21 protein-coding genes are annotated in these 18,016 nt (G+C 36.5%); 14 read left to right on the plus strand and 7 right to left on the minus strand.

What is annotated here, in order from left to right; genetic code table 11:
- Nucleotides 1–68 precede the first annotated feature (68 nt).
- From LRP84_RS00005 to LRP84_RS00030, 6 genes are all read left to right on the plus strand, one after another.
- On the plus strand, nucleotides 69–848 hold the full coding sequence (locus LRP84_RS00005; RefSeq protein WP_230573198.1) for a transporter substrate-binding domain-containing protein: 780 nt from the start codon (nucleotides 69–71) through the stop codon (nucleotides 846–848).
- 36 nt (nucleotides 849–884) lie between these two features.
- Complete coding sequence (locus LRP84_RS00010; RefSeq protein WP_230573199.1) at nucleotides 885–1,544, plus strand: amino acid ABC transporter permease; 660 nt, start codon at nucleotides 885–887, stop codon at nucleotides 1,542–1,544.
- Nucleotides 1,537–2,259: an amino acid ABC transporter ATP-binding protein gene (locus LRP84_RS00015; protein WP_230573200.1), complete on the plus strand. Its 723-nt coding sequence runs from the start codon at nucleotides 1,537–1,539 to the stop codon at nucleotides 2,257–2,259. The genes LRP84_RS00010 and LRP84_RS00015 overlap by 8 nt, the downstream gene beginning before the upstream one ends.
- A gap of 250 nt (nucleotides 2,260–2,509) precedes the next feature.
- A complete protein-coding gene (locus LRP84_RS00020; protein WP_230573201.1) occupies nucleotides 2,510–3,478 on the plus strand; it encodes an aromatic acid exporter family protein in 969 nt (322 codons plus the stop codon).
- 17 nt (nucleotides 3,479–3,495) lie between these two features.
- Nucleotides 3,496–4,002: a L,D-transpeptidase gene (locus LRP84_RS00025; protein WP_230573202.1), complete on the plus strand. Its 507-nt coding sequence runs from the start codon at nucleotides 3,496–3,498 to the stop codon at nucleotides 4,000–4,002.
- A 186-nt stretch (nucleotides 4,003–4,188) separates the two neighbouring features.
- Nucleotides 4,189–4,353 (plus strand): DUF3894 domain-containing protein, encoded by a 165-nt coding sequence (locus tag LRP84_RS00030; RefSeq protein WP_437438752.1) that lies wholly within the window; start codon nucleotides 4,189–4,191, stop codon nucleotides 4,351–4,353.
- 21 nt (nucleotides 4,354–4,374) lie between these two features.
- On the opposite strand, the gene prli42 is transcribed toward LRP84_RS00030, so the two are convergent.
- Entirely contained in the window at nucleotides 4,375–4,467 is a 93-nt protein-coding gene (prli42, locus tag LRP84_RS00035) for a stressosome-associated protein Prli42 (protein WP_230573203.1), read from the minus strand.
- A 160-nt stretch (nucleotides 4,468–4,627) separates the two neighbouring features.
- Between prli42 and LRP84_RS00040 the strand changes: the two genes are divergently transcribed.
- Nucleotides 4,628–5,746: a tripeptidase T gene (locus LRP84_RS00040; protein ID WP_230573204.1), complete on the plus strand. Its 1,119-nt coding sequence runs from the start codon at nucleotides 4,628–4,630 to the stop codon at nucleotides 5,744–5,746.
- A gap of 336 nt (nucleotides 5,747–6,082) precedes the next feature.
- Here LRP84_RS00040 and iscB read toward each other — a convergent pair whose 3' ends face one another.
- The gene (iscB, locus tag LRP84_RS00045) at nucleotides 6,083–7,330 is read right to left on the minus strand and encodes an RNA-guided endonuclease IscB (RefSeq protein WP_230573205.1); all 1,248 of its coding nucleotides are present in this window, start codon (nucleotides 7,328–7,330) and stop codon (nucleotides 6,083–6,085) included.
- Nucleotides 7,331–7,711: 381 nt separating this feature from the next.
- On the opposite strand from iscB, the gene LRP84_RS00050 reads away from it, so the two are divergent.
- Entirely contained in the window at nucleotides 7,712–8,950 is a 1,239-nt protein-coding gene (locus tag LRP84_RS00050) for a DNA polymerase IV (protein ID WP_230573206.1), read from the plus strand.
- A gap of 129 nt (nucleotides 8,951–9,079) precedes the next feature.
- Here LRP84_RS00050 and LRP84_RS00055 read toward each other — a convergent pair whose 3' ends face one another.
- On the minus strand, nucleotides 9,080–9,601 hold the full coding sequence (locus LRP84_RS00055) for a YhcN/YlaJ family sporulation lipoprotein (protein ID WP_230573207.1): 522 nt from the start codon (nucleotides 9,599–9,601) through the stop codon (nucleotides 9,080–9,082).
- A 319-nt stretch (nucleotides 9,602–9,920) separates the two neighbouring features.
- Nucleotides 9,921–10,211, minus strand: coding sequence for a hypothetical protein (locus tag LRP84_RS00060; protein ID WP_230573208.1), 291 nt, complete (start codon nucleotides 10,209–10,211; stop codon nucleotides 9,921–9,923).
- A 180-nt stretch (nucleotides 10,212–10,391) separates the two neighbouring features.
- On the opposite strand from LRP84_RS00060, the gene LRP84_RS00065 reads away from it, so the two are divergent.
- Nucleotides 10,392–11,165 carry an alpha/beta fold hydrolase gene (locus LRP84_RS00065; RefSeq protein ID WP_230573209.1) on the plus strand — a complete coding sequence of 258 codons (774 nt, stop codon included), beginning with the start codon at nucleotides 10,392–10,394 and terminating at the stop codon, nucleotides 11,163–11,165.
- A gap of 340 nt (nucleotides 11,166–11,505) precedes the next feature.
- Here the strand turns inward: LRP84_RS00065 and LRP84_RS00070 are convergent, their stop codons facing one another.
- Complete coding sequence (locus LRP84_RS00070; protein ID WP_230573210.1) at nucleotides 11,506–11,757, minus strand: DUF3932 family protein; 252 nt, start codon at nucleotides 11,755–11,757, stop codon at nucleotides 11,506–11,508.
- Between the two features lie 190 nt (nucleotides 11,758–11,947).
- On the opposite strand from LRP84_RS00070, the gene rnz reads away from it, so the two are divergent.
- The 3 genes from rnz to sdaAA all read left to right on the plus strand — a co-directional run bounded on the left by rnz (nucleotide 11,948) and on the right by sdaAA (nucleotide 14,827).
- Complete coding sequence (rnz, locus tag LRP84_RS00075) at nucleotides 11,948–12,871, plus strand: ribonuclease Z (RefSeq protein ID WP_230573211.1); 924 nt, start codon at nucleotides 11,948–11,950, stop codon at nucleotides 12,869–12,871.
- 399 nt (nucleotides 12,872–13,270) lie between these two features.
- On the plus strand, nucleotides 13,271–13,930 hold the full coding sequence (gene sdaAB, locus LRP84_RS00080) for an L-serine ammonia-lyase, iron-sulfur-dependent subunit beta (protein ID WP_230573212.1): 660 nt from the start codon (nucleotides 13,271–13,273) through the stop codon (nucleotides 13,928–13,930).
- 18 nt (nucleotides 13,931–13,948) lie between these two features.
- The gene (gene sdaAA, locus LRP84_RS00085) at nucleotides 13,949–14,827 is read left to right on the plus strand and encodes an L-serine ammonia-lyase, iron-sulfur-dependent, subunit alpha (protein WP_230573213.1); all 879 of its coding nucleotides are present in this window, start codon (nucleotides 13,949–13,951) and stop codon (nucleotides 14,825–14,827) included.
- A 33-nt stretch (nucleotides 14,828–14,860) separates the two neighbouring features.
- Here the strand turns inward: sdaAA and proI are convergent, their stop codons facing one another.
- Nucleotides 14,861–15,700 (minus strand): pyrroline-5-carboxylate reductase ProI, encoded by an 840-nt coding sequence (proI, locus tag LRP84_RS00090; protein ID WP_230573214.1) that lies wholly within the window; start codon nucleotides 15,698–15,700, stop codon nucleotides 14,861–14,863.
- 172 nt (nucleotides 15,701–15,872) lie between these two features.
- Here proI and LRP84_RS00095 point away from each other — a divergent pair, with 172 nt between their 5' ends.
- Both LRP84_RS00095 and LRP84_RS00100 read left to right on the plus strand, forming a co-directional pair.
- Nucleotides 15,873–16,823: an MBL fold metallo-hydrolase gene (locus LRP84_RS00095; protein WP_230573215.1), complete on the plus strand. Its 951-nt coding sequence runs from the start codon at nucleotides 15,873–15,875 to the stop codon at nucleotides 16,821–16,823.
- Nucleotides 16,824–16,832: 9 nt separating this feature from the next.
- Nucleotides 16,833–17,627: an SDR family oxidoreductase gene (locus tag LRP84_RS00100; RefSeq protein WP_230573216.1), complete on the plus strand. Its 795-nt coding sequence runs from the start codon at nucleotides 16,833–16,835 to the stop codon at nucleotides 17,625–17,627.
- A 93-nt stretch (nucleotides 17,628–17,720) separates the two neighbouring features.
- On the opposite strand, the gene LRP84_RS00105 is transcribed toward LRP84_RS00100, so the two are convergent.
- Nucleotides 17,721–17,906: a YqzH family protein gene (locus LRP84_RS00105; protein ID WP_230573217.1), complete on the minus strand. Its 186-nt coding sequence runs from the start codon at nucleotides 17,904–17,906 to the stop codon at nucleotides 17,721–17,723.
- Between the last annotated feature and the right edge of the window lie 110 nt (nucleotides 17,907–18,016).

Consider the following 18,016-nt stretch of genomic DNA (forward strand, 5'->3'; position numbering starts at 1 on the left):
CTACAATACATTCAACGAATAAAAATTCTATAAAATCTTTAAATATACATTAACTAGGAGGAGAAGTAATGAAGAAATTTTTATCCATTTCATTTGCACTTATTTTAATCGTAAGTATATTCGGAGCTTGCAGCAAGCGTGAAGAAGCTGGAAGTACTGATAAAAATAAAGTTTTAGTTATGGGAACTTCTGCAGATTACAAACCATTTGAATATGTCGATGCGAAAAAGAGTGAAGATATTATCGGTTTTGATATCGATGTTATGAACTATATCAGTAAAGAATTAGGCTATAAAGTTAAAATCAAAGATATGGATTTTAGCGGACTGTTAGCATCATTAGAAGCTGGAAAAGTTGACTTTGTAATGGCTGGACTGACACCGACAGCAGAACGTAAGAAAAACGCTGATTTTACAGATATTTATTTCACGTCAAAAAATTTGATTATTTCTAAAGAAGGTTCAAATATTAAAACATTGCAAGATTTGCAAGGGAAAAAAGTAGGGGTACAAACAGGATCAATTCAAGAAGAAAAGGCAAAAGATCTACAGAAACAAGTATCGTTCCAGTCTGAAGGACGCGATCGTATACCAGAACTAATTCAAGAAATTCAAGCAGGTCGTTTTGATGCAATTATTTTAGAAGATACAGTAGCAAAAGGATATTTAGAAAAAAATAAAGAGTTAAAGAGTGTAGAAATTCCGGAAGCTGCGGATGAAGCTGGTTCAGCAATTGCACTTCCGAAAAATAGTGATAAGACAGCGGAGTTTAATAAAGTGATTAAGGAAATGAAAGAAAATGGAGAAATGGATAAATTAGTGAAGAAATGGTTTGGCGGCGAGCAATAAGCCGCCTTTCCATATTATGGAGAGGAATGACTTAGGATGAACTTGGATTTTTCGCAAATTACGCCGTCAATACCATATATGTTAAAGGGCTTAGAAGTAACATTGAAAATTGTTTTTGTAGCTTCTTTGCTCGGCTTTGCGCTAGGTGCGTTATTAGCGCTTTGTAAAATTGCCAGAATTAAAGTTTTAAGTATTATTGCTGATTTTTATACATCTATTTTTCGTGGTACACCGCTTGTACTGCAATTAATGCTTATTTATTACGGTCTTCCTCAAATTACAGGATATGATATTTCAGCATTTTTAGCAGCAGTTTTAGCATTTAGCTTAAACTCCGGTGCATATATGTCAGAAGTTATTCGCGCTGGAATTCAGGCAGTTGATAAAGGACAAACAGAAGCAGCGATGGCTCTCGGTATTCCATATGGAAAAATGATGCGAAATATTATTTTTCCGCAAGCATTAAAAAATATTTTACCTGCATTAGTAAATGAGTTTGTTACATTAACGAAAGAGTCGGCAGTTGTTACTGTGATAGGCGCAACAGATTTAATGCGCCGCGCATATATTGTTGGCGGAGAGACATTGTCATATTTTGAACCACTTTTATTTGTCGGTATGATTTATTACATCCTTGTTATGATTCTTACATTCATCGGCAAAGCGGTTGAAGGGAGAATGAAGAAAAGTGATTAAAATTAAAAACCTTCATAAATCGTTTGGAAATAACGAAGTATTAAAAGATATTACAACAACAATTGGACAAGGCGAAGTAGTAGCGATTATTGGGCCGTCTGGTTCAGGAAAATCAACGTTTTTACGTTGCATGAATTTATTAGAAGTACCATCGAACGGACAAGTTTGGATTGGCAATCAAGAGGTAACAAATCCGAATACAAATATTATGGAAGTTCGTCAGCATGTTGGGATGGTATTTCAGCATTTTCACTTATTCCCTCATATGACAGTGTTAGAAAATATTACGTATGCTCCTCTTACGGTAAAAGGTGTCTCAAAGGACGAGGCAGTGAAAAAGGCTGAAGAATTATTAGAAAAAGTGGGATTACTTGAGAAAAAGGATGCATATCCAAATCGCCTTTCTGGTGGACAAAAACAGCGTGTTGCAATTGCAAGAGCCTTGGCAATGGAACCGGACGTTATGCTTTTTGATGAACCGACTTCAGCACTGGACCCAGAGATGGTAAAAGAAGTACTGGAAGTTATGAAATCTCTTGCAACGACAGGAATGACGATGGCAATTGTTACGCACGAAATGGGCTTTGCAAAAGAAGTAGCAAATCGTGTTCTGTTTTTGGATGGTGGAAAACTTGTAGAAGACGCGAAGCCAGAGCAATTTTTTACAGCACCGGAAAGCAAACGTGCACAAGAATTTTTGCAAAAAATGTTGTAACATGTAAAAATTACGTGAATAATAATGGAAAAAGGATGACATTGTGTCATCCTTTTCTTTATCCCGCATTAACGAGCAGTAAGTCCCCTACCTCAAGATTGAGAGAGATGCGAAGAAGATAGGTGGAGGATAACTGCCCGTAAAAGCCCGATTGGTTAACCATCAGTGGGGGATGAAAAAAATCTCCACTGATGGAAGTTTCACTGTATACTTATTTTGAAAGTAGTTCGTACATAATAGGAGCGTTAATATGTTTAAAATTGGATATCGAACAGTGAAAACAGCAGCTGGGACTGCCTTGGCTGTGTGGATTGCTCAATTATTTCATTTGGAGTTTTATAGCACAGCCGGCATTCTTGTTATTTTATGTGTGCAAAATACAAAAAGAAAATCATTAGAAGTATCTATTCATCGCTTTTTAGCTTGTTTACTTTCTATGGTGTTTGCATTTTTTATTTTTGAATCGATAGGGTATACACCGCTAGCAATTGGACTTCTATTACTTCTGTTTATTCCAACTGCAGTTATGCTTAAGATTCAAGAGGGGATTGTTACAAGCTCTGTTATTGTTATGCATTTATTTTCATTGCAAAAAATTACGTGGTTGATTGTTGGCAATGAGATTGCTATTTTAACGATTGGAATTAGTGTCGCTTTGTTAATTAATTTGTACATGCCAAGCGTTGAAAGGGAGTTAAAAGAGTATCAACAAAAAGTGGAATCTAATTTTAAGACGATTCTGTTTGAAATGGCTGTATATTTAAGAAATCGTGATAGTTTGTGGAATGGGAAAGAGTTAATTGAAACGGAAGAATTACTTGAGAAGGCAAAAGATTTGTCTTTCAAAAAGCTAGAAAATCAATTTATGCGTGAAGATGATTACTACTATCGTTATTTTCAAATGCGTCAGCAACAGTATGATATTTTAGAAAGAATCATGCCGCTAGTGGCTTCGTTATCTTGGTCGTATGAACAAGCGAGGATGGTGGCGGATGTAATTGAAAATGTTGGGAATGCAATTCGCCCAGAAAGTACGGGGGTTATTTCATTAAGGCAACTTCAGGAGATGCGAGAAATCTTTCGAGAAATGCCGCTTCCAGAAACACGAGAAGAATTTGAAATGCGGGCCAAGCTCGTTCAGCTCGTGTATGAAATAGAACAATATTTACTTATTAAAAGTCGATTCAAAGGGAAATATAACATCAAAGAATTAATATAAGAAGGAAGGAATGAGATATGCCATATCTTCTTTCATTCATATTATTTGTTTCCCTATCGCCGCTTTGGCCGCTCGGTGATAATCCACGTGTTGGCGATCCGCTTATTATCGTCAATAAACAAACGAACCAGCTTGCATATATTCATGATGGAAAGATACAAAACACATTCCCAGTTGGGACAGGTAAAACGAATGATTTAACGCCAGAAGGTACATTTGATGTTGTGATGAAAGTGAAAAATCCATATTATATTGCAAAGAACATCCCAGGTGGTTCACCGGAAAATCCGCTCGGTTCTAGATGGATTGGGTTTAATGCCCGAGGTACAGATGGTAGTAAATATGGAATACACGGAACAAATCAGCCAAGCTCAATCGGCAAATATGTTTCGCAAGGTTGTGTTCGCATGTATAAAAAAGATGTAGAGTATTTATACGATCAGGTTCCGATTGGAACAAAAGTATGGATTGTTAAGTCGAAAAAGTCATTTCAGCAGCTTGCGAAAGAAAAGGGTGCAATATGACAAAAAGCCAACAGTATATGTTGGCTTTTCATCATATTGCATCTTGTCTTGACATGTGTATATATAGCATGCGTTAATGAGAGGTATATAAAGATCTGGTGAAAAGGGGTTGCTGTTATATATATAAATCAGAGCTTACCATACATCCAATTTTTTGTAGGTTTTCTTTCCGTTATTGCTTTTATATTGGCTATTTTTAATATTTTTCCACTCACTATAGCTATCTTTTTTATTTCTCTTCTCAACTTTACTTTTGCAATAGGTGCTTTTTATCAGCGCCATTACAGCAGCTTCGTACTAGCACTCGTTATGGGATTTGCATTTAGTATCGCTGGTATTATAATAAAATAACAAGGACAAAGTAGCCCTTGTTTACCAAAACATACTTATCCCAGTAAGCAATGTTGTTACAAGCATTGTAATTAACATAACATAAACCATAATTTTTTGAGTTTTTTTATTCATGTTGATCCTCCTTGCGAATCTCTTCTATCTATTGTAACGAGAAATAAAAAAGGAGACAAGGGATTTAATGTAAATAACCTCTTGTACCATCTCTTTCGAAAATTTTACGAAATTCTGTTATAATAGTCATTGTTACATACATAACAGGAGGCGCATTCTCATGATTAATCAAGAACGTTTAGTGAATGAATTTATGGAACTTGTGCAAGTAGACTCTGAAACAAAATACGAAGCTGAAATTTGCAAAGTATTAAAAGAAAAATTCTCTTCTTTAGGCGTTGAAGTATTTGAAGACGATACAATGGGTGAGACTGGTCACTGTGCTGGTAACTTAGTTTGTACATTACCAGCAACAAAAGAAGGCGTAGATACAATCTACTTTACTTCTCATATGGATACAGTTGTTCCTGGTAAAGGAATTAAGCCGTCTATTCAAGATGGTTATATCGTATCAGACGGCACAACCATTTTAGGTGCTGATGATAAAGCTGGACTTGCATCTATGTTTGAAGCGATTCGCGTGTTAAAAGAGAAAAATATTGCGCACGGAAAAATTGAATTCATCATTACAGTTGGTGAAGAATCTGGTCTTGTTGGTGCAAAAGCATTGGATCGTGAGCGTATTACAGCGAAATATGGCTATGCATTAGATAGTAATGGAAAAGTTGGAGAAATCGTTGTTGCAGCGCCAACACAAGCAAAAGTAAATGCAATTATTCACGGTAAAACAGCTCATGCAGGTGTAGCGCCGGAAAAAGGTGTATCTGCAATTACAATTGCCGCAAAATCCATTGCAAAAATGCCACTTGGCCGTATTGATTCTGAAACAACTGCAAATATCGGCCGCTTTGAAGGCGGTACACAAACAAATATCGTTTGTGACTATGTAGAAATTTTTGCTGAAGCACGTTCCTTAGTAGACGAAAAAATGCAAGAGCAAGTTCGTAAAATGAAGGAAGCATTTGAATCTACAGCTAAAGAAATGGGCGGACAAGCAGAAGTAAACGTACAAGTAATGTACCCAGGATTTAAATTTGCTGATGGTGATCACGTTGTAGAAGTTGCAAAACGTGCTGCTGAAAAAATTGGCCGTACACCATCTCTTCACCAAAGCGGTGGCGGCAGCGATGCAAACGTAATTGCTGGTCACGGTATCCCAACAGTAAACTTAGCAGTTGGTTATGAGGAAATTCATACAACAAACGAAAGAATACCTGTTGAAGAATTAGTAAAAACAGCAGAAATGGTCGTTGCGATTATTGAAGAAGCAGCAAAGTAATGTGGAAAAGGAGGTTGGCATAAACGCTAGCCTCTTTTATTTTGATTCCACTGCTCTCACAAGGCGGATAAACCAGTATAGAAAAGTCCATGGAAGAATGTACAAAGTTGAAAATGGCAATAGAGACGAAAGAAGCCCGTGAGCATCAACGCCTATGATTGGAAGTAGGTAATAGATGAGCAACAAAAAGAAAACAGATAGTAAAATTAGATAAAGGGGTTTTGGATATGTAGTCATTTCTTTTTTTACATATTTCCGAAATTCATCCCCATCTTCAAGCGCGTGACGGGCAAAAGCCCAGCGGTAAGGTGGGGATGAATTTCGGTTAGGCATAGCCTAACTGATTTGTAAGAACTGCCAATTGTTCGTATGGTGTATACGTTCCATATCTGGCATCTTCACTTGCTTATAGGATTTAGAAGGGTTTTGTATATATTGTCCATGTATATCTTGTACGTATACCATTTTTCCTGTAAATCCTGTCACAAATCCTACTTGTCCCAATACCTTTACTTTATCACCTAAATAGATTCCATCTATATGTGGTGTATTTTTCTTGTTCCGTTTTGCACTTGTATTCTTTGTTTCCCTTCCTTTTCTTGCAGTTGCTTCATGCAGGGAGCGTTTTTTCTTTCTAAATTGCTTAATTCGAAACTCACCGCTTTGATCATATTCTTGTAGTTGTGTTGAATGGGTAATCGCAATTGCGTCATTTACATGTGTTTTTGATAAACCTAATTCTTTTCGCTTCGGTGTGGTGTAACTGCCGTACGTAATGTCACAATCTAAACGATTCATGATTTGTAAACGCAATATATTCATAAAGGCAGTCTCTTTATATTGTTTTGGTTTTTTGAAACTGTGTTTGATTTTCCCTTGATGAAATTTTTGATGGCATTCATCGTGCACTGTTACAAGATTATCTGCCATGTCTGAACCGCCACTGCATCGTTCAATGATATGATGTGTATGCAAAATGCCACCTTTCTTCTTACAAATTTGACAGGTATATTGATCTCTCGCAAACACGTAATATCTTGTATTCCAAAAGCCAAAGGCATCCCCTTGTTGATACTCTATTCCTTGTATGTCAGGATTCTTTAGTTTTTGTGCATCAAATTTTCCTACTTTGACAATCACTTTTGGAGATGGTAATAACGAGCGAAATATTTCAATCCAATGAATTTGGTTATCCACTCTGCTTTGAACCGATGGCGGCAACCATCCTTCTTTCTTTTTCCGATTGAGAAAACGTGCTTTTCGATATCTTGTTTTTCGTTGTCTTCTACCTCTGCGTAATGTAGCTCTCAGTGTAAGATTTTCTTTGACGTCCTGACGTAACTCAATGGTTCCTATTGTTAGCACTTTGTCTTCAGTGGTAATCGCAATGCCGATATGCTTCGCACCACTATCAACACCGATTGTAACAAATTGTATAGTTTCTCCAGTAGCGTATAGTAGTTGAATGGTGAATGGTGTGTATTTCACAATCTTTGCTTTTCCTTGTTTGAGAAGAAGCCGTGCCTTACGAGGACTGCAAGGCATGAGCGGTTCTCCTCTTAAATTCTTGACAAATACACGCATGTTTTGTCCCTCCTAAGAGTTTGTTTCCCTTCGCCAATGTTTGTAGGTGTTGGCAACTTCTCGTACAAGAAGGCATGTGGTTGACCGTTCCTTCCCAATCAGAACTGTTACAGAGCCACCATAGAGCCAAGAACTAGGGAATCATTCTTGGGTATGCAACCTACGAACGGGAGTCCACGAAAGACCGAGGCTAGACAACCAGGGCTTTTTTCAAGCCCCCACTTCAAAACGTGTTAGCGTTTAAGTGGTGGGTAGTTGACCCTCCTTAAAATTCCCGTGTGAACATACTTCTATATATTAACAATTCTCTCCTCTCCAATATTGATTTTTTTATAATGTTTTTGATAAAATAAGAACAAATGTTCCTGTGAGGTGAGGAAAATGCGCGAAATGTATCCGAAAAATGGCCGCGTCATTTTGCATGTTGATATGAATTGTTTTTATGCATCTGTTGAAATCGCACATGATGCATCGTTGCAAGGTAAAGCGTTAGCGATAGCTGGGAATGCGAAGGAACGGAAAGGAATTATTGTAACGTGCAGTTATGAAGCAAGGGCGAAGGGAATTCGTGCGACAATGCCTGTTTGGGAAGCAAAACGATTATGTCCGGAACTTGTTATAAAACATCCAAACTTTGAGTTATACAGAGAGGCTTCTTTTGCTTTGTTTCAAATTCTTGCGCGGTTTACAGAAAAAATCCAACCTGTTTCAATCGATGAAGGGTATTTAGATATTACAGATTGCTATGGGCTCGGTTCACCGTTAGAAATTGCTCAAATGATTCAACAAACATTACTAACAGAATTACAGCTTCCATGCAGCATTGGGATTGCTCCAAACTTATTTCTAGCAAAAACAGCCTCTGATATGAAAAAGCCGCTAGGTATTACAGTGCTTCGTAAACGTGATGTACAAGAGCTTCTTTGGCCGCTTCCAGTTAAAAAGATGCATGGGATTGGGAAGAAAACAGCAGAAAAATTAAAAGATGTACATATACATACGATTGGTGACTTAGCCGCTGGAAAATCTCATATTATTCGTTCTGTGATTGGAAATCATGGGCTGGATTTGCAAAAACGTGCAAATGGCATAGACAATAGAGATGTTGATCCAAGTCAAATGGGACAATATAAAACGATCGGAAATTCTATAACGCTGCCAAAAGATGTGGACGAAGAGAAGGAATTGCTAGATATGTTAGAGCGCTTATCTCAATCTGTGAGCCGAAGATTACAAAAACGTGCTCTCGTTACATATAATATTCAAATTATGATTAAATACTATAATCGCCGAACGATTACGCGCAGTAAAATATTAGAAAATGCAATTTGGGAATCACCAGATATTTTTCAAGCAACAATAAGGCTATGGAAAAAACATTGGGATGGTGATCCTGTGAGATTACTTGGCATTACTGCCTGTGAATTAGAATGGAAAACAGAAGCGATTAAGCAGCTTGATTTATTTTCTTTTGAAGAAGATGCGAAGGCAGAACCGCTTTTGACAGTGATGGAACAACTAAATAGTAAATATGGTACGAAGGTTATTCAGCACGGCAGTCAAGTGTTTCGACAACAAGAGAGAACATTTCAGCAGAATTTAGAGAATAAATTTATATGAAACATTAATATGTAATAGCATTTGCTATAGAAAAATCTCGCAGGAGGTATCTTCTGCGAGATTTTAGAGACAATAAAATTTTTCTTAAGAAATATGATAAATTGTTGTTAATACTTTTTAAATTCACTTTTAACGAGCGGTAGGGAATACTCTTTTAACGGCTTCATTAAATTCTTCAACTAACCCTTCTACTGGCTCGCCTCGCTTGATTTTTTCTGCATAGTCCCTCATCCGATTGGCAAAATCAGGGTTTGACGATACAAATACATTTCGAATATCTGGATCTGTAGCTCTTACTTGATCGGCAATTTTCTTTTCTAGCTGATCTGTTATGTTTCCTTGTACTCCATTTTTTAAGACAACTGCAACATAGGCATTGTTGTTTGTAACGATAACATTTGCCTGGTCGACTTCATCTAATTCAGCAATTCGGTCAGCGGCCTTATTAGCCACTTCTAGTCGTGGTTGATTGTTATCATTTATGCGATTATTTCTATTGTCCCGAGCACCAACATTGCTTCCCTCGTATCGAACATTTTGCATTGCATTATCTTTACGATTGTTCAAAGCTTTTTCTTTTTGATTTCCTGCGCATCCAAACAATGAAATAATTGATAGAAAAAATACAACAAGGATGTTTATTTTTTTCATGTATGCTCCTCCTTACTCGATTTTATATTTTAAAATGACCAATTCTTTGGTTTTTATGCGTAAATCATGGAAGAATCATATGAAAATAAAGTGAAACTTCCATCAGTGGGGGGCATACTGAACGTTAATGCGGGATAATTTAAAGGTACTATTATGTGGAAGAGATTGAATACTTTGAAGTGCACTGAGAAAGGCTGGCAAAATGCCAGCCTTTCATATTTAAAATTAAGCTAAGAGCTTGTATATAAAGTCTTCTCTTCAGCGTACAATACATTTTTAAGCTTTACTTAATCCACAATCGTTATTAATTTTGATTCTATTACTTCTTTTGTTTATTTGGAGTTATTTCATTACCAAATTCCACATTTGCCAAATTTAAATTGTTTGGCATAACTGTTCTTGTTGTATTTTGAAGGCCTCGAAAGAAACGTTGAGCTGGCCGCATCATATTGAAGTTTCGGCGTGCTGCTAAACCAAAAACTGTTCCTATACCTAGTAAAGAAATCCAAATCCAATTTCGAGTGTTTCGTCTATTTCTAAACAATCGGAACACTCGCTGAGTTCCTCTTCTAAAAGCGAATAATGATATGAACCATCTTAGAATATTCATGTTCGACTCCTTGTAGAAAAATTTATGAATAGATATTAAGCTCCATTCTACATGATTTATATTGCGAAATTTATGGAGATTTATGATGGCAACTTATGTTAATGTATTTTCCAGAATATAAAAAGAAAAGCTTCGTATAATAACAGAAGTTAATGTAAAGGCAATGAGGTGATTACATACATGCCAATGTTGGATGTGGACGGTAGCAGCCTATACTATACCGTAAAGGGAAAAGGAATTCCTATTGTTTTTATTCATCCTCCTGTACTCACTTCTGTAAATTTTGAGTACCAAGTAGAAGAATTATCTCAAAAGTTTCAAGTTGTTACTTTTGATATTAGAGGTCACGGAAGAAGTCAGTATTCAAAACAATCGATAACTTATCCATTGATTGCTGAAGATATTAGATGTTTATTGGATTATTTGAACATCAAAAGAGCATTCATATGTGGGTATTCAACTGGAAGTTCTGTCGTATTGGAATTTTTGTTGCATTATGCCGAAAGGGCCTTTGGGGGTATTGTAATCGGAGGGATGCCAGAAGTAAAGGATAACCATCTAAAGAAAAAAATTTCTTTAGGTATGACACTTGCAAGAGCACGAGCTATTCATGTTCTGGCATTGTCTATTGCATGGAGCAATTCGAATACACAGAAATTATTCGTAAAGATGTTTAAAGAAGCGCGAAAAGGAAATGCGAAAAATATTGAACAATATTATCGTTATAGTTTGCAGTATAATTGTACAAGTCAGCTCAGAAAGATTAAGCTTCCTGTTTTGTTAGTTTATGGTAAGGAAGATAAACCACTTTACAGTTATGCGAAGCTACTGAATGAAAAATTGCCATGTAATAACTTAAATTTTATTGATAATGTAAAGCATCAGATTCCTACAAAAGCAGCGAAGGATTTAAATGAAATGATTAAGCAATTTGTAACAATACATAACAATTGATAGGCATTTTGTATTTATCCCCCACCGATTGGTTCAACTAACCATCAGTGGGGGATGAAGAAGATTCCCACTGATGGAAGTTTCACTTTATCACTCATATGCTCCTTATCTTCTACATTACTTAATATTTTTATGGAATATATAAGGATAATGTTTACAGGAGATTAACTTTTAGGGATTTTTCAAGATGATAAATCCGTGATTTGTATGCATCATAATTCAAAAACGGTACCTGTTTAGGTACTTCATTTTGTGTTTAAACAAATTGTTTTGCTTATTCATCCCAACATAAAAAGGTATCGGAAGCCGATACCTTTTTATGCTTTAACACGTAAACATATTATGACATAGAAGGACTTTCGTAAAATACAATGTCTGTATTGGTTGGTGTAGAAATGCGCTGTGCATAATATGTGATGGAAGAAGAGATGTATTCTGGTACCGCTTGAACTGTATGCAATGCTATATATTCATGAATTAATTCTTTTAATGTAGACCATTGTAATTCTGCTGGTGTTTCAGAAATAAATGAACTTACCCAGCGATCAAAAGAAGAAGAAAAGTCAGTTTGTAAACGAAATACTTCTTTCATTGTTTCAGCCACCTTGTATAAATAATAGTATTATTTTACTACAAAAAACGAACGAGTGTGAAGTTTTTTGTGATAAATGTTCGTATTATATAGTTGTCTAGATGAGTGATTTATACAAAGTTTATTTGCCATTTTTGTTTATATTCCGTAAGATAGCGATAGATATTATGAAATGCTTGGAGGATGCAACGTGGAATTTGTATTTTTAGGAACGGGAGCTGGTGTTCCTTCAAAGGGAAGAAATGTATCAGCGATAGCTTTGCAATTATTAGAAGAACGAGGTGCAACGTGGCTATTTGACTGCGGTGAGGCAACGCAGCATCAAATTTTACATACATCAGTGCGTCCGCGTCGCATTGAGAAAATATTTATTACGCATTTGCACGGGGATCATATTTTTGGATTGCCAGGTTTGTTAGGCAGCCGTTCTTTTCAGGGAGGAACAACTCCGTTAACTGTATATGGCCCAAAAGGGATTAAACAGTTTGTTGAAGTAGCGTTGGCAGTGAGTACAACACATGTAAAATACCCGATAGAGATTATAGAAATTACCGAAGAAGGTATTGTATATGAAGATAAGCAATTTCTTGTGGAAACGAAACGATTGTCACACGGCATTGAATGTTTTGGCTATCGTATTGTAGAAAAGGATATTCCAGGGCATCTTCTTGTAGAGAAACTATTAGAGGAAGGAATTAAACCGGGACCAATCTTTAAGCGGTTAAAGGATGGAGAAACAGTAGAGAGTGAGGATAGGCGTATACTTTGCGGAAAGGATTTCATTGGACCACCTCAAAAGGGACGAATTATTACAATTTTAGGAGATACACGTTATTGTGAAGCGAGTATTGAATTAGCACAAGATGCTGATGTACTTATACATGAAGCGACGTTCGGTGCCGAAGATTCACAGCAAGCTTATGATTATTACCATTCTACAACACAGCAAGCAGCGAATATTGCGTTGCAGGCAAATGTAAAACAAATGATTTTAACTCATATTAGCTCTCGTTATCAAGGTGAAGCGTGTAAAATGCTCGTCGAAGAAGCGAAACAAGTATTTCCAAACACGGAAATTGCAGCGGATTTGAAACGTTTTCCTGTATCAAGATAATGAAAAAACCATGACAGAGATAACGTATGTATCTGTCATGGTTTTTTCATTATATCGTTCTTGTAAAATAGAGAAGAACTATTAACGGGAGTGTATGAAAAGTTCGTGCTTAATTTGAAATATTAAAAAGTTTAAATTCTGTAAAAAAAGAGATATAATGAAAGCGTATTCATTGTATTTGTACGTTATAAATTTATGTTTTGTTTGTTTTTGTAAAAAAATGAAGTAAATCAAGAAGTGACAAGATGATTCTTATATATTATGATAGCTGATGGTGTGTATTAGTTTATTGAATTGATTCTATAAATTTATTAGTACAAATAGAAAAACAAAAAAGCAGCAGATTAATAGATTATTAGTAAGTAACTTTTTCATAATGAAGATTTAGGGGGAACTGTTATGAAATATCGCTCAGTTTTTGATATTATTGGTCCAGTTATGATTGGTCCATCTAGTTCGCATACTGCAGGTGCAGCAAGAATGGGGCAAGTTGCTCGTCAGCTGTTCCGTCATGAACCTGAGAAAATTATCATTTCTTTATACGGTTCGTTTGCGAAAACGTATCGAGGTCACGGTACGGATGTAGCACTCGTTGGGGGCATACTAGGATTTGAAACGGATGATCCTCGTATTCCACAAGCACTTGAAATTGCCAAAGCAAGTGGAATTGACGTTACATTTATTGAAGAAGAAGCACAAGCAGTGCATCCAAATACAGCGAAAATTCGTTTGTACAAAGATGAGGATGAAATTGAAGTGGTTGCTTGCTCAATCGGCGGCGGGAAAATTGAAGTTGTGGAGCTAAATGGATTTGATTTGCAATTAACAGGTACAAGTCCGGCGCTCCTTATCGTAAATAATGACCGTTTCGGAGCAATTGCTTCTGTTACATCTATTCTTGCAAAGCACGAAGTCAATATTAGCATGATGAGTGTTTCACGTAAGGAAAAAGGAAGAAAAGCATTAATGGTTATTGAAACGGATGAATTGTTAGCAAATGAAATAATCGAGGAAATTAAAGCGCAGTCAAATATTTGTCAAGTAACAATTATGGATTAATAGCAGGGGGGACACAACATGTTTCGGAACGTAGCGGAACTGGTTGCACAAGCAGAAGAGAAAAACGTAAAAATCGCAGAGATTATGATTCAATGTGAAATGGAAACAAGAAACCTTTCTCGTGAAGAAGTAATCGCTGGTATGGAAAAAAATTTAGTTGTAATGGAAAAAGCAGTTGAGCGTGGAATTCAAGGCGTAAAATCTCCGACTGGACTGACTGGTGGAGATGCAGTGAAAGTACAAGCGTACATGAAAAGCGGAAAAGGGTTGTCTGGGGATACAATTTTAGATGCGGTAAGTAAAGCTGTCGCAACGAATGAAGTAAACGCTGCTATGGGTATTATTTGCGCGACGCCAACAGCTGGTTCAGCTGGAACAGTACCAGGTGTGTTATTTGCGCTAAAAGAAAAATTAAACCCAACACGTGAAGAAATGATTGAATTTCTATTTACAGCTGGTGCGTTTGGTATGGTTGTAGCTAACAATGCTTGCATTGCTGGGGCATCTGGTGGATGCCAAGCGGAAGTTGGTTCAGCAAGTGGTATGGCAGCGGCAGCAGCTGTTGAAATGGCTGGAGGTACACAAGAACAGGCAGCAACAGCGATGAGTATTGCACTTAAAAACATGCTCGGTTTAGTATGTGATCCTGTTGCAGGTCTTGTAGAAGTACCGTGTGTAAAACGCAATGCAGCTGGCGCATCAAATGCGATGATTGCAGCTGATTTATCATTAGCTGGTGTAACGAGTGCCATTCCATGTGATGAAGTAATTGAGGCAATGTACCGTATCGGGCAAACGATGCCAAGTGCGCTTCGTGAAACAGCAGAAGGCGGTCTTGCGGCAACGCCAACAGGGCGCCGTTTACAAGAAGAAATTTTTGGGAAGAAAAGTAAATAAAAAGAACCTTGCTTACCTAGCAAGGTTTTTTATTTACTTTTCATTTACAAATTTCTCTAAAGTTTCACCAAGCTCGTGAGAACGTTTTGTTGCTTCTGTAATACATTGAATAAGCGCTTCTTGAAATTGAAAGCTTTTCAATACTTCAATACCAGCTTCTGTCGTTCCTCCTGGTGATGTAATTTCTTTTCGTAATATGGAAGGGTGCTTTGTATTTGTTTTCAACATCTCTGCAGCACCAATCATTGTTTGGAGAATAAGTGATTTTGCAACAGTTTCCTCTAAGCCGATTTGTTTTGCTGCGTTTTCCATCGCTTCGACAACGTAATAAATATAAGCTGGTCCACTTCCTGACAAAGCGGTCACAGCGTGCATATGCTTTTCTTCTACAACAGAAACAAGACCAATCGTTTTAAAAAGTGTTTTTGCAAGCATGATATGTTCTTCTTTTGCATGAACAGAAGGAGAAATAGCAGTAGCGGATTTTAAAATTGCCGATGATGTATTTGGCATTGCCCGGATGATAGGAACATTTTTTTGTAATAAATTAGTAATGGATGTCGTAGATACACCTGCTAATAATGAAATGATTAATTGATTCTCTGTAATGTAATCTTGTAATGGATTAAGAGCTTCCACAACATCTTTTGGTTTCATTGCTAAAAATATGATATCGGCATGAGAAAGCAGCTCTTTTTTATCATGTGTACCATTTACTCCGTAGCGCTGATGTAACTCTTGTAGTCTTCTTTCATTGGAGCGATTACTGACAGTAATTTGTTCTCCTTTTACAACGTGAGCTTGTAATAATCCGGCAATCGTAGCTTCGGCAATTGAACCTGCACCGACAAAAGCAATTTTTTGTAGTGACATGATGAGTCCTCCTTTTACTATGTATATGAGAATAACTTATAAATTTACATACATTCGGTTTTTTATAGAAAATCCCTCCTTTTTATCTGAAAATAATGACAAATTTTTATGTAAGATGTAAACTGAAGGAAGATTCATTTTTTGAAACGGAAAGAAAGAGGGGCGAATATGTATGACAGTCATTCATCGAATGGAAATTCCTGTTCCATTTGCGGTTGAAGTAGTCAATGTTTTTTTAGTAGAGGGAGAGACACTTACATTAATTGATACAGGAACAAATACAGAAGAAGCGAGACTTGCACTGGAGAAGCAACTAGGTGCGTTAGGATATCGGGTAGAAGATATTGAAACGGTTGTTCTTACACACCATCATGCAGATCATTGCGGATTATTGGATATATTTTCTGAACGAACAAATATTGTTGGACATCCGTGGAATGAACCGTGGATTACACAAGATCCGCAATTTCTAAAGCGTTATCAACAGTTCTTTTTAGAAGTATCTGTGCAGTTTGGGGTTCCAGAAGTCTTGTTACCACAAGGTGCATTGTTAACGAAAACACTGATTTATTCTTGTAAACGTTCGCTTACACATACTGTACGAGAAGGAGATAGTATTGCTTCTTTACCTGAGTTTACGGTGATTGAAACACCGGGGCATGCCTCTACTCATATTTCTTTATACCGTGAAAGAGATGGGTTGTTAATTGGCGGGGATGCGCTGATTGGACATATTTCTTCTAATCCAATTCTAGAGCCGCCATATGAGGGAGAAACAGAACGAGCACAACCGATGCTGCAGTACAATGAAACATTAAAGCGTTTAGCTCGTATGAATATTTCACGTGTTTTATCAGGGCATGGAGAAGATGTTCTTGATGTGAAAGGGCTGGTAAATGAGCGATTACAAAAACAAGGGGCAAGAGCTTTTAAAGTATTAAATTTATTAAAAGAACAACCGATGACAGCATTCGAGGTGTGTGTCAAACTATTTCCTACGTTATATGAAAAGCAGTTGCCGCTTACAATCTCTGAAACAGTTGGACAATTAGACTTTTTAGCATATAATCAACAAGTGATGATTGATAAGTCATCAGAACAATGGATTTACTATGCAAAGTAGGTGACAGCCATGAGCCGACGTTTACAAGACAAAGTAATCGTCATCACAGGAGCTTCAAGTGGAATTGGAGAAGAGCTAGCGATGCAAGTAGCGGAGCAAGGTGCAATCACTGTACTAATTGCTCGTACAGAAGAAAAACTGCGAGCGCTTAAGCAAAAAATTGAAACAGCATATCGTACTTCTTGTCATTACTATGTTTTGGATGTAAGTAATGAAGAAGAAGTGGAGCGTGTTTTTACACAAGTACTTCAGGATATAGGGCATATTGATGTATTAGTCAATAATGCTGGTTTTGGTGTTTTTAAAACATTTGCTGATGCATCCGTGCAAGAAGTAAAGGATATATTCGATGTAAATGTATTTGGTTTAGTAGCATGTACGAAGGCAGTTTTGACTCATATGATTGAACAAGGTAGTGGACATATTGTGAATATCGCTTCACTAGCAGGGAAAATTGCAACGCCGAAATCAAGTGCATATGCAGCAACAAAGCATGCAGTATTAGGATTTACAAATAGTTTGCGCATGGAACTTGCAAATACAAACATTACTGTAACAGCAATTAATCCAGGTCCAATTGATACAAACTTCCATACGATAGCAGATCAATCTGGTACATACGTAAAAAGTGTCGGACGTTACATATTAAAACCAAATTATGTAGCGCAGCAAATTGTAAAAGCAATCGAAATGAAAAAGCGTGAAGTAAATTTACCGAAGTGGATGAATTTAGGACCGATTATTTTTTCATTGTTTCCAAGGTTATTCGAGCGTGTAGCTGGAAAATCATTAAGTAAAAAATAGGAGATTCTCTTTTTGAGAATCTCCTATTTTTTATTAATTAAATTTTTTATTGCTGATTTTAGTTCAATATTTTCTTTGGAATAATGTCCGTCTTTAAGATAACGTAATATATTCGTATACAACATCCTCTATAGCCTCATACAAATCAATCTCTGTATTATTAGAAACTATGTTTTGAATACGTTTTATAAGCATTTTATAGTCTTCTTGTGAAGTTGGCGTGCATTGATATTGTTGAAAACTTTTTATAATCATTTTTTGGATTAGTTTTTCATTCATGATTTTCCCCACCTACATGTATATATGTATTGTTTTTATTGTACTTGAATTAGAAAAGAAAGTCTTTATATTGTTGTTTTTGCATAAAAATTCATTCGTTTTAAAAGTTT

The sequence above is a fragment of the Bacillus rhizoplanae genome (assembly GCF_917563915.1).
Taxonomy (GTDB): domain Bacteria; phylum Bacillota; class Bacilli; order Bacillales; family Bacillaceae_G; genus Bacillus_A; species Bacillus_A rhizoplanae.